This is a genomic window from Cellvibrio sp., from assembly GCF_053579595.1.
Genome location: NZ_JBRFPI010000096.1, coordinates 438 through 12,591, shown reverse-complemented (window position 1 = coordinate 12,591; position 12,154 = coordinate 438). Strand labels below are relative to the sequence as shown.

The 12,154-nt window shown below is 47.4% G+C and carries 14 protein-coding genes; all 14 read left to right on the top strand.

Features of this window, described 5'->3' with window-relative positions:
- The first annotated feature begins 230 nt into the window (after positions 1 to 230).
- Positions 231 to 1,184, top strand: a complete 954-nt coding sequence (pilM, locus tag ACWA6V_RS08225) for a type IV pilus biogenesis protein PilM (protein ID WP_449522028.1) — start codon at positions 231 to 233, stop codon at positions 1,182 to 1,184.
- A gap of 1 nt (position 1,185) precedes the next feature.
- On the top strand, positions 1,186 to 1,854 hold the full coding sequence (locus ACWA6V_RS08220; protein ID WP_449522027.1) for an MSHA biogenesis protein MshI: 669 nt from the start codon (positions 1,186 to 1,188) through the stop codon (positions 1,852 to 1,854).
- Positions 1,854 to 2,534, top strand: coding sequence for an MSHA biogenesis protein MshJ (locus ACWA6V_RS08215; protein ID WP_310072220.1), 681 nt, complete (start codon positions 1,854 to 1,856; stop codon positions 2,532 to 2,534). The genes ACWA6V_RS08220 and ACWA6V_RS08215 overlap by 1 nt, the downstream gene beginning before the upstream one ends.
- Positions 2,527 to 2,871, top strand: a complete 345-nt coding sequence (locus tag ACWA6V_RS08210; protein ID WP_449522026.1) for a hypothetical protein — start codon at positions 2,527 to 2,529, stop codon at positions 2,869 to 2,871. Before ACWA6V_RS08215 ends, ACWA6V_RS08210 begins: the two co-directional genes overlap by 8 nt.
- 31 nt (positions 2,872 to 2,902) lie before the next feature.
- The gene (mshL, locus tag ACWA6V_RS08205) at positions 2,903 to 4,696 is read left to right on the top strand and encodes a pilus (MSHA type) biogenesis protein MshL (RefSeq protein ID WP_449522025.1); all 1,794 of its coding nucleotides are present in this window, start codon (positions 2,903 to 2,905) and stop codon (positions 4,694 to 4,696) included.
- Between the two features lie 61 nt (positions 4,697 to 4,757).
- Positions 4,758 to 5,675: an ExeA family protein gene (locus ACWA6V_RS08200; RefSeq protein ID WP_310072226.1), complete on the top strand. Its 918-nt coding sequence runs from the start codon at positions 4,758 to 4,760 to the stop codon at positions 5,673 to 5,675.
- Positions 5,675 to 6,922 (top strand): hypothetical protein, encoded by a 1,248-nt coding sequence (locus ACWA6V_RS08195; RefSeq protein ID WP_449522024.1) that lies wholly within the window; start codon positions 5,675 to 5,677, stop codon positions 6,920 to 6,922. Before ACWA6V_RS08200 ends, ACWA6V_RS08195 begins: the two co-directional genes overlap by 1 nt.
- Before the next feature lie 17 nt (positions 6,923 to 6,939).
- On the top strand, positions 6,940 to 8,658 hold the full coding sequence (locus ACWA6V_RS08190; RefSeq protein ID WP_449522023.1) for a GspE/PulE family protein: 1,719 nt from the start codon (positions 6,940 to 6,942) through the stop codon (positions 8,656 to 8,658).
- A gap of 21 nt (positions 8,659 to 8,679) precedes the next feature.
- Positions 8,680 to 9,900 carry a type II secretion system F family protein gene (locus tag ACWA6V_RS08185; RefSeq protein WP_449522022.1) on the top strand — a complete coding sequence of 407 codons (1,221 nt, stop codon included), beginning with the start codon at positions 8,680 to 8,682 and terminating at the stop codon, positions 9,898 to 9,900.
- 7 nt (positions 9,901 to 9,907) lie between these two features.
- On the top strand, positions 9,908 to 10,420 hold the full coding sequence (locus ACWA6V_RS08180; protein ID WP_449522021.1) for a hypothetical protein: 513 nt from the start codon (positions 9,908 to 9,910) through the stop codon (positions 10,418 to 10,420).
- 196 nt (positions 10,421 to 10,616) lie between these two features.
- Positions 10,617 to 11,006 (top strand): type II secretion system protein, encoded by a 390-nt coding sequence (locus ACWA6V_RS08175; RefSeq protein WP_331350859.1) that lies wholly within the window; start codon positions 10,617 to 10,619, stop codon positions 11,004 to 11,006.
- 27 nt (positions 11,007 to 11,033) lie between these two features.
- Positions 11,034 to 11,462, top strand: coding sequence for a pilus assembly FimT family protein (locus tag ACWA6V_RS08170; protein WP_449522020.1), 429 nt, complete (start codon positions 11,034 to 11,036; stop codon positions 11,460 to 11,462).
- Positions 11,452 to 11,898, top strand: coding sequence for a type IV pilus modification PilV family protein (locus tag ACWA6V_RS08165; RefSeq protein ID WP_449522019.1), 447 nt, complete (start codon positions 11,452 to 11,454; stop codon positions 11,896 to 11,898). The genes ACWA6V_RS08170 and ACWA6V_RS08165 overlap by 11 nt, the downstream gene beginning before the upstream one ends.
- On the top strand, positions 11,898 to 12,154 hold a 257-nt coding region (locus tag ACWA6V_RS08160), incomplete at its 3' end, for a type II secretion system protein (RefSeq protein WP_449522018.1). The genes ACWA6V_RS08165 and ACWA6V_RS08160, both read left to right, overlap by 1 nt.

The window sequence follows — 12,154 nt, the reverse complement described above, 5'->3', positions numbered from 1 at the left end:
GGGGATTTCCGGCTCAAAAAGAACTATGTGCAGCATTTGGCGTTTTGTACCTTTATGGTCTATGTTCTTTGTTAAAGGTTATGTTTGCGACGTCAATTATAAGCAAGAGTTATTAGCTGTCCTGCACAATATTTTTCGTCCGGCTGAACTTACTCTGAGACACGACTTTCGGTCAGACATCAATAGTGGCAGCACGATTATCGCAGAAACCAGGATTCGAGAGCCCCGATTTGAAACAGCTTGTGGAAAAAGTAACCCGCATTTTGCGTGGAGCAAAACGTCAGAATCAGGTCATAGGTGTGGACTTCAGCACCGCAGGGGTTGCTTTCGCCCATATCCAGCGCCCAGCGACCCAGCAACCTTATTTGGTTAATTGTGATTTCATTCCTGCCGAAAACGGCATTGAATCAGCCGATCTCTTGCGCACCCGTTTACTCAAGCTGGGGTTACTGGGTATTCCTTGCAATTTGGTGATGAGCCCAGGGAGTTATCAATTAATTTTGGGTGAGGCGCCCAAAGTTCCTGCAGAAGAATTGGCTGAGGCATTGCGCTGGCGCATTAAAGATTTGGTGCAGTTCCCGATTGCCGAAGCGATTGTCGATGCGTTTCTGTTGCCGGAAGACAGTGCGCGTGGCACCAGCCGTATGGCCTACACGGTGGCAGCCCAACGTAAAAATATTGAAGCAGCAGTGGCTGCAACAAAAGCTACCGGGCTGCAATTAAAAAACATTGATATTCCTGAACTGGTATTGCGCAATTTGGCAGAGGCCTGCTGTGACACTAAGCGTGGTGTGGCAATTGTAAAGTTGCACCAAGGTGGCGGTAGCTTGCAAATTATTCGCGAGGGCAATTTGTATTTGTCTCGCCAATTTTCACTTTCGTATAACGCGGGTTTACTTGATGATTTACCTGGCGAAGCATTGGTGTTGGAATTACAGCGCTCTCTGGATTATTTCGAGCGGCAAATGCGCCAGGTTCCTCCCAGCCACATTTATCTCTGTGGCGAAAATGTTACTACGGATAAATTAACGCCTGAAATTCGCAATGCACTCGCTGTCACCATTAATCTGCTTGATCTCAATAGCGGTGTACAAGTTGCAGGTGCAATTCCCGACCATATCCTATCGCTCTCGCTGTGTGCGATAGGTGCGGCATTGCGCCAAGACCAAGTGGGGCAGGGCTGATATGCAACAGATCAACTTATACCTGCCGGAATTCCAACCCAACCGCGAACCCCTACGCAGCGTGCAAATGTTGTGGGGTTTGGGGTTATTTGTGGTGTTGTTAATGATTGTCAGTGCGCTGAGTGCCAATGCAAACCGTGAGCGAGAGCTTGCACTCGAACAAAGCCGCGCACAATTACAACAATTGAAAGAACAAATTACCCAATTAGAACAACAGCGTCCGCGCAACAATTTAGCAGACTTAGATGGGCAAATTGTGCAATTAACTGACGAGCTTGATCGGCGTGGACAAATTTTCAATGTAATCGCCAACAAAAATCTGGGGAACAACACGGGGTTTTCTGCTCATCTACAGGCCCTGGGAAGGCAATCACTAGATACATTAAGCCTCTCGGTTTTTTCCTTGCAGCAGGGCGGTAATTACGCCGAGTTCGCGGGAAAAACTCGCGCGGCTGACCAGATTCCTCTCTACATCCAGCGTTTGCGCAGCGAGCCCGTTTTTACCCAGGCAGCTTTCGGGGTGCTGAATATTGAACCCGTACAAAACAACCAAGGGTTGTTCGATTTCTCACTCGCTAAACAACCGGTGGCATCAGGCAAAGACCCTGAAGCTAAAACGGCTGTGCAAATGTTGCTCGAATTGAATGAAAAAGCGCGAGGTGCACGCTAATGCCACCAGCCATTAACAACCTATTGGAAAAAATTGATAGCCGTGTACTGCGCGAGCGAGTGCTGATTTTTCTTACGCTATTGGCGTTGATTTTTTTACTGTGGAATTTTTTAGTCCAAGCCAGATTTGATCGCGAGCGCAATTTTCTACAAGCAGAGGCCACAAAAATTGCCAGTGAACAACAAACGTTGCAAACACAAATGAACACTCTTGCGATGGCTATGGCAAGTGATCCTGCAATCGCCAAAACCAACATCATTCAAAAACTCAATACAGATATTGCTTCCGTTGAAGCGCGTTTGTCTAATTTGTCGCAGGGTCTGATCAGTGCAGAGCAATTGCCCAAAGTATTAGAAGAAGTGCTGCTGCGCACCTCCAGTGTAAAACTTCTACAAGTGCGGACCTTGGCGGCAACTGAGTTGCAGTTAGCAGCGCCAGTACAGGATACAAACACTGAGGGTAAGCCAGCTTCCGGTGGGACCGGGGTGTATAAGCATGGAGTGTTAATCCGTGTTGCAGGAAGCTATTCACAGTTAATTCAATTGATGACGGAAATAGAAGCGCTGCAATGGAAATTTTATTGGGAGTCACTGGATTACACCGTTAAGCAATATCCGAATGCGGAGATTGATATTCGCGTGTTTACCCTGAGTTCAGAGGAGGGGCTGTTAGGTGTATAAAATCATCGCAAGTTCCTTATGTCTGTTGTTGCTCAGTACCCGAGTATTGGCGAATGACGTCAGTGCGTTGGATGTGCGCGATCCAACCACACCTTTAGGGCATGTTGCCGCTACTGCAAACGCGAGTGGTGTGCAGCAATTTGCATTGAATTCCATATTAATTAGCCCGCAGCGTAAATTGGCCATTATTAATGGCAGCACCTTGCGCGAAGGGCAAACCGTGCCGGGCACTGGCAATGTAAAAGTGCAGCGAATTTCGGCACAGGCCGTTGTACTGCAACAGGCTGATCAAACCTGGGTGCTGCGGTTATCCCCCAGCATTATGAAGCGACATTAATCGATTGAACAAAATAACTGAGGCAGTGACGATGTTCACCAATCCTAAAAAAATATCCTGTTTGATGCTGGCAACATTCATATTGAATGCTTGTAGCTCAACAGGTACTAGTGATAAACGTCTGGCTACTGAAAATGCAATGGATAAGGTGGTTGAGCAGCAACGCGAGCAAAATGCCGCAGCTAAAGCTGTACCGCCAGAAGTGAATAAAGCACTGCTCGATAATCAAACCCTCGCCTCCGGTGGCTTGGCAAAAACTAACTACGAACGCTTTGATGTGTCGGTGCGCAATGTTGCAGCGAAAGATTTCTTCCTCGGTTTGGTAAGCGGCACTGGCGTCAATGTGGTTGTTCATCCCGATGTGGACGGCAGTGTGACACTCGATTTAAATAATGTGACGGTTGATGATGTGCTGCGTGTTACACGCGATATCTATGGCTATGAGTACAAAAAAGATCGCGGTATTTACACCATTTACGCCAATGCCATGCGCACAGAAGTGTTCCAGATTAACTATTTGGATGTGCAGCGTGTAGGTGTGTCTGATACGAGTGTGATGATTGGCCGTGCGCAAAGTTCAGGCAACGGTGGTAATAACTCGAATTCCAATTCGGGTGGCGGCGGCAATAGTATCAATGAAAATGCCAATCTGCTTGGCATGATTGAAAATGCCGGGCAGGGCAAAGAGAGTGGCGGTGGCTCAGCGCTTACACCGGGTTCACGTGTACAAACGCTAAATCGCACCGATTTTTGGTCATCGCTGGAAAAAACAGTGGTATCGATTATTGGTGGCGAAACCGAAGACCGGTCGGTGATGATTACCCCGCAAGCCGGTATGGTGGTTGTGAAAGCCATGCCGCACGAACTGAGTGCGGTGCGCGATTTTCTGGAACGTTCTGAATTGAGCGTAAAACGACAAGTCATCCTTGAAGCAAAAATTCTGGAAGTTCGTTTAAGCGAAGGGTTTGAGGCGGGTGTTAATTGGGGGGCGATTAGTGGACAAATTTCAGCAGCGAAAAACCTCCAAGATGGTTTTGTGTTAAATACCGATGGAACCTCTCCAGTTCAAGAATTTCGGCCTGCTGTGAGGTATGTATACAGACCTAATGAAGATGGAGTTATACAGCAGTTTACAGAGGAAGGAAGTTTGCCTATCGGTGGAACGGTGGCAGGATTAATTCAGGTTACCGATATTACCAAGTTGCTATCGCTGCTGGAAACGCAGGGCAGTGTGCAGGTGTTGTCCAGTCCACGCGTGTCTACAGTAAACAATCAAAAAGCGGTAATTCGTGTAGGGTCGGATGAATATTTTGTTACTGGTATTTCCAGTAACCAAACATCCAACGCGGCAACAACAACCAATACACCGAATATCGAACTTTCATCATTTTTCAGCGGTATATCGCTGGATGTCACACCGCAAATTTCCGAAACCGGTGAAGTTATTTTGCACATCCACCCCGTCGTGAGTGAAGTGACTGACCAGCAAAAAGTATTTACGGTGGGCGATCAGGAATTTGCCTTGCCATTGGCTCTGCGCGGTGTGCGTGAATCCGACAGTATTGTTAAGGCTGCAAATGGGCAGGTGATTGTCTTAGGTGGTTTGATGACTGAATCCACTAACAATCTCGATGGCAAGCGCCCATTGCTGGGTGATATCCCGGGAATAAATGCCTTGTTTCGCACCAAAAACAAAAGCAAATCAAAAACCGAGCTGGTTATTTTGCTGCGCCCCATCGTTGTCGATGATAAAACCTGGGATGCACAGCTCAATGAGGCGCAAGGTAGTATGCAACGCATGGGCGATGCTTACCGTAACCAGTAATTATCATTTTTAGCGAGTAGAAATAATCGCAAACACACAGTGTTTGCATGAGAGGCTTCCCATGTATCGTCAACATTTCGGATTACAGGAGCATCCCTTCTCGTTAACACCGGATACACAATTTTATTTCAACAGCCAAAGCCATCGCGAAGTATTGAGCACACTCTTGCTGGCACTGCGCCACAGTGAAGGGTTTATTAAAATTGTCGGTGAGGTGGGTACCGGCAAAACATTGTTGAGCCGAAAATTATTGGCTAGCCTGGGCGATAATTACATTACTGCCTATATTCCCAATCCGTTTCTCACTCCCGATGAACTTAAATGGTTTTTGGCAGAAGAGATCGGGATCGCTTATTCACCCGAAATTCCCTCCTACCAATTATTAAAAGATATCAATCTGCGTTTGGTCGAACTTGCCCAGCAAAAGCGGCAAGTCGTATTGATTGTGGATGAGGCGCAGGCGATGCCGCGCGAAACGATTGAAGCGCTGCGCTTACTGACTAATCTTGAAACTGAAAAAAGTAAATTGTTGCAAGTGGTGTTGTTCGGGCAACCGGAATTGGATGAGTTGCTGGATCGCCCGGATTTGCGCCAGCTTAAGCAGCGCATTGTATTCTCTGAATATTTGCAAACGATTCCCCGTGCGAGCCTGCCTGATTATCTTGCCTATCGTTTAAGTTCTGCCGGCTATCGCGGCGCTTCATTATTTTCCTATTCTGCAACCTCACTCTTATATAAAGCGTCTGGTGGTGTGCCGCGTTTGATTAATGTAATGGCACATAAGGCCATGCTTGCGGCCTATGGCCAAGCGGCCAACCGTGTTAATCGCAGCCATATGGTGCGGGCGATTACAGATACTGCCGAAAGCCGTTCTCTCGGCCGGTGGTTAGCCCGGCGCGATTACTGGCTCTGGCCGATGTTGGCCGCTAGCGCAGCAGCGGCAATTGTATTGGCTCCAGGTTTGTTGGGGGGCATGTGATGAGCCTGCTCAACGATATGCTGCGGGATTTATCCCATCAGCAGACAACAGTAGAAACAGCGGCAACTGCGAATGAGGCAGCATTGGATTTTAATGCGCAAGAGCAGCGCGAATTATTTTATAACACCCGTGCGGTAAAACCTTTGCCGCGCACCCTGATGCCGAGTTTGGTTGTGTTTGTATTGGTGTTGGCAATACTGGTGCTGTGGAAATTGAATTTTTTTATGCACGTAACTACGGGCACCACTGTTACTCCACCTGCTGCAGATCAAGCGATTGTTGAACCAACTTCGGTGAAGCAAACTGAATCCACCACTGCAGGGCAAACAACACAACAGATGGCACCTGCAGTGGAGCCAATACCTCAACCTGTTGGTAACGATTCAGTTGCGCCTGAGTTGGGTGAGCGAATTGCCGCCTTGGAATCGGCTATTACCAATTTATCTGTGGTGGTTGCCAATGCAAATAATCAACTGGTTAACCAATCTAATAATGTTGAAACAGCGCCAAATGAACCATTGGCGCCAGTTGAACAATCAGACGCATCAATTTCTTCAGAAACGCCGGAATCCGTCAGTATCCAGGAGCCATTTGCACCAGCGGCGACAGAAGCTGTTGCTGAATCTTTAGCCATATCACCTGTGGAAAAGGGTGAGCCGCAATTATCGATTGCACCTAATGTTAAATGGATAGATCAACAGCAGGCGCAACAGGCCAATCAATTGGTGGCGCAAGGCCAAGTGGATATCGCCACAGCAAAGCTGCAAAATTTTATCGCGACTGCCACTCAGCCGCGTGAATCCATAAAAACTTTACTGGATATTTTTGCTATGCAAGAAAATACCGGTGCAATGCAGGCATTGGTTGCACAAGCAGATTATTTATCGGTGGCTGAGCAAACTTTTTATGAGGCGAAGATAGCTTCTATCCAGCAGCAGGATGCACGGGCAATCCAATTATTGGAAGCGCATTTGGGTGAGGCTGAGCGCAACGAAAATTATCGCGCATTGCTAGCCGGGTTGTACCAACGCACAGGAATGAATCTGGAAGCGGCTAATCACTACCGTCGCTTGCTCAGTGTGTTTGGCGATAAACCCGCCTATTGGTTGGGGTTTGCCTTGGCGCAAGATGCACTTAATCAACCGCAAGTAGCGGCGCAGGCCTATCAGCGTGTAAATCAATATGCCGACTTGCAACCGCAAGTGCGTACTTATGTCCAGCAGCGCATTGCTGCGCTGCAACAGTAACAATTGGTTAAAACCCTATGACTAACACATTTACACAAAAACGTATTCGTATCGGCGATTTGCTCGTCGAGAAAAATATGATTTCTGAATCCCACTTGCAACACGCTTTGCAAGAGCAAAAGCTGACCGGCCGCAAGCTGGGCGCCACTTTGGTAGAGTTGGGTTATGTAGAAGAAAATGCGCTGCTGAGTTTGTTATCCGCACAGCTCAATATTCCTTTTGTGGAATTAAAACAATTCCGGTTTGATCGCCAGTTGGTACAAAAATTACCTGAGACAAGTGCGCGCCGCTATCGGGTGATGTTGTTGCGCGAAGATATTGATGGCTTGTTATTGGGAATGGCCGACCCCACCGATATTTTTTGTCTGGATGAGCTGCAGCGTATCCTGCAAAAAAATATTAAACCGGCGGTAGTGCGTGAATCGGAATTGCTGGATATCCTCGATATTGCCTACACCCGCGCTAGTGAAATTGCGACCCTTGCCGGTGAGCTGGATGAGGAGTTGCAAGAATCCGCATTGGATTTGGCTGATTTCGCGGTAGACGCAACCGACAGTGAAGCACCTGTAGTAAAACTCCTGCAAAAAATATTTGAAGAAGCGATCAACACCAAAGCTTCGGATATCCATATCGAACCCGATGAAAAAGTGTTGCGTATCCGCAACCGTATCGACGGTGTACTGCTTGAGCAGGTGATGAATGAAAAGCGTATCGCGTCAGCCTTGGTAGTGCGTTTGAAATTAATGTCGGGCATGGATATTTCCGAAAAACGCTTGCCGCAAGATGGCCGTTTTAATTTGAAAGTTAAACACCACAATATTGATGTGCGTATTTCCACTATGCCGGTGCAGTTTGGTGAATCAGTGGTAATGCGGTTGCTTGACCAGACCGATGGTGTGCGCCCGTTAAATAATGTAGGCATGCCCCCGCATTTAATTGATCGCTTCCGCAAAGCGATTACTCGCCCACACGGCTTGGTATTGGTAACGGGGCCTACCGGCAGCGGTAAAACCACAACGCTCTATGGTGCCTTGTCTGAATTAAATAAACCTGAGAAAAAAATCATCACCGTGGAAGATCCGGTTGAATACCGTTTGCCGCGTATTAGCCAAGTGCAGCTGCATGAAAAAATCGGTTTAAATTTCGCAAGTGTGTTGCGTGCAACCTTGCGGCAAGACCCGGATATTTTATTGGTGGGCGAGATCCGCGATGCAGAGTCAGCGGAGATTGCGCTGCGAGCATCCATGACTGGCCATATGGTGTTATCGACTTTGCACACCAACGATGCAGTGACATCGGCCTTGCGATTGATGGATATAGGTGTCGATGGCTATTTGGTAGCGACCGCACTTAAGGCAATTGTTGCACAGCGGTTGGTGCGCCGCATTTGCACAAGCTGTATCCAGCCCTATACACCCGATGCCAATGAACAACAGTTGCTGGCGACTATTGGTAAGGGGCGCGATTTTAGCAATGTTCCGTTTAAACAGGGTGCAGGTTGCCCGCATTGCCACAACACGGGTTATCGCGGGCGCATCGGTATTTTTGAAATGTTGGAATTGAATCAGGCGATGGCAGAAGCGTTGCGCATGAACGACATCAACGGATTTACCCGCGCCGCTTACGCAGTTCCCAATTTTGTTACGCTCAGCGAAGCGGCATTGGGGTATGCACTGGAAGGCACGACAACACTGGAAGAAGTGATGACTATTTCCGCCCAAATTGATGATGTCTAAGGTGTCAGGTAATAAATAACAATGGCGATTTATGAGTTCAAAGGCCGCAATGTTGAAGGCCGTTTGATTACCGGACAGTTGGATGCATCCAGCCAGGATGCTGCCGTCAATCAATTGCTCGGGCGCGGTGTAACACCGGTCGAAGTAAAAGAGTTTATCGAGCAATTGAGTTTGTCTGAGCGTTTTGCACGCGCCACTAATCGCGGGCGTGTGGAAACCGTCGAACTGATTATGTTTTGCCGCCAAATGCACACCATTACCCGCGCGGGAATTCCCCTGGTAAAAGGCTTGCGTGGTTTATCGGCATCCTTGCGCAATTATGCGTTTCAGCAGGCGTTGAATGATATTGTGGAGCGCTTGGAGGCGGGGGTTGAGTTATCTACCGCTATGCGTGCTCATCCAAAAATATTTAATAATTTATTTGTCAGTTTGGTGAGTGTGGGGGAAAATTCCGGGCGGTTGGATTTGGTGTTCAAGCAGTTGAGTGAATACATGGAGCGCGACCTGGCGACCATGAAAAGTATCAAAACTGCACTTCGCTATCCTTCGTTTGTATTGATTGCAATCACGATTGCCATTGCGGTCATTAACATAAAAGTTATTCCCGCATTTGCCGGTATGTTTGCCAAGTTTGGTGCGCAGTTACCCCTGCCAACTCGCATACTTATTGGTGTCTCTGACTTTTTTGTCAATTATTGGATGTATGTGTTTGCCATGATCGCAGCAGCCATTGCCTGGACTTATCACTATGTGAATACACCAGAAGGCAGCCGTGTTTGGGGGCGCAAAAAGCTGCGCTTGATTGTGGTGGGCGATATTATCGAGCGCGCATCCCTCGCACGCTATGCCCGTTCATTTGGTTTGATGTTGAATGCCGGTCTGCCCCTCTCCAATGCTTTGGAGTTGAGCGCGCGCGCCGTGGATAACCCTTACCTCGGCGATAAAATTCGAGGTATACGCGCCGGTGTTGAACGGGGTGAAGGTTTGTTCCAAACCCATCTGGTCAGCGGAATGTTTACACCGCTGGTATTGCAGATGATTTCCGTGGGGGAGGAAAGTGGTCAAGTGGATGCTCTGTTGGCTGAAGTTGCTGCCTTTTATGAAAGTGAAGTGGAATACGATGTAAAACAATTGAGCGACCGGATCGAGCCAATCATGATTGTGATTATGGCCGGTTTCGTCACCGTACTTGCGCTGGGTATTTTCTTACCCATGTGGGATATGTATAGCATTCAAAAGTGAGGCGCTTTTGATCCAGAGTTACCAGCATGGGCGATTCGAGTTTTTTGTTGCCGTAATCGTTATCGCGATTATCGCCCTTGCCGCGCTCGGTCGTTATACCTTAATGGCTGAGGATGCGCGAATTTTGAGACTGGAAATTATATCCCACCATTTTATGACGGGTGCCGCCAATGCGCGCATTCAATATCTAGTAACCAATATTGTCGATAAAAGGAGTGAACAAGAACCGCTAGCCCATTCCGGGCAATCACTTTATTTTTCGGAGCAGGGCTGGCCGGTATCGGTTGCTGGCCCAGTTACCGAAGATTATCAAGTGACCGATGAAGATTGTTATCAGTTATGGCAGCAGCTATTACAAAACCCCGCACCCATTGCCAAGGGGGAAGCTGTAAAAAGCCGCTGGGACTATCGCGTATTTGCCAATGCTAATAACTGCCGCTACGAATTTACCGATGGATCTGCTTATTTTGATTATTACCCTTTAGATGGCAGGTTAATGTTCATTCCAACAGGTCATTAACGCTTAAATATTAATTAGTTTATAAACTGGCGTTCTTGAGAGTTTTAGCTATATTTTGTTTTAACCAAATGAGTTTTTGTTCGTAAATACCATAGGCATTTTCGAACCCCAAGGATGTCCAACCTACAAGGCTGGGTTTTATTCAGCCAGCCACACTATATTTAATGTTCCTTTTTAATAGCACGGGGTCTTGTTTATGAAACAACAATCTGGTTTTACATTGATCGAGTTAATTGCAGTAATTGTAATTTTGGGGATTTTGGCTGCGACGGCGTTGCCGAGATTTGTAGATTTATCGGATGCGGCAGAGCAGGCAGCAGTTGATGGCGTGGCTGGTGCATTGGCTAGTGCGGCGGCATTGAATCATGCAAACAATATTGCTAATGATGCAGGTCTTCCAACGCAGACTGCTTTAGTCTCCGTGGCTGCGTGCCCTGATGTGGCAGGTGCCCTTGAAGGTGGGTTGCCTTCAGCAGATTATGTCATCACACCTGCAACAGCTATTGCCGAAGGCGCGACCGGGGCATGCGTCGTTACCTTTCAAGGTAGAACCGCCAACTTTACTGCCTATGGCGTTACACCTTAATCTTATAAATCGTAACCATGAAAGTGCATGAAAAATACTCTCAGAGGATTTACATTAATTGAACTAGTTACTGTAATGATTCTGGTAGGAATTTTATCGATTACTCTTTTCACCCGGTTAGGTTCTGCAGGTACAGCAGCAATACAATCAGGCCGCGATGATCTCATCGCGGCCTTATTTTTTGCGCAACAACAAGCCATGATGCGTAGCAATATTTCCTTAGTGCTCACTGCTAACTCTGTAAGCGTCAATGAAAATAATAACCCCATCGCCGTCAGTAACGATTTTTATCCGCTGACGATGCCAGCGGGTGTGAGCCTGCCAGCACTGACATTGAATTACGATAAATTAGGCCGTACTACTGCGACGCAAATAGTCCTGACCGGGTCAGGTAATAGCAGTGGTGTTACTGCAACCATTCAAGTTGATGCCAGTGGTTATGCTTATGCGCAATAAATTGCTAATGCATCGCATTCGAATATCAGGTGTTAGCTTGATTGAGATGATTGTTTTTATCGTGGTGGTGAGTATTGCTTTGCTGGCATTGGTGGGTGTTTATCGACAGGCCACTATCACCAATGTCGATCCAATAATTCGCACTCAGGCCTTGGAGGCCGCACAATCGCTGCTGGATGAAATTCTTTCGCTGAAATATTCCGAAAACACACCCACTGGTGGAGTTCCCGCATGCACTGCATGTGATGATACGCCCGATACTAACATGAACGATGTAGATGATTACCGCAATTGGAACGATACACCTTACGCGGGCTATACGCGCGCCGTTACCGTTGAAACTAATGCGGCGAATACCATCAAACTCATTACCGTTCGAGTTGGCACACCCACGGGTGAAACCATTTTGTTAGCGGCTGAACGAGCGAATTTTTAGTGAAACATTATTCGCTAAAAGCAAAAGGACTTTTATTCACCCCAGGAATCCGCTCAGCAGGTTTTACACTGATCGAGTTAATCGCGGTAATTGTACTTCTTTCTATTCTTGCCACTATTGGCACTGGCTTTGTGGTAAAAGCCACCGAGTCTTATCAGCGGACTGAAACCCGTGCATTGCTTGTTAATACCGCACGGCAAGCGCTGGAGCGCATGACGCTGACCGGCATCCGTTCGGAAGGAGTCGTTTACCTGGC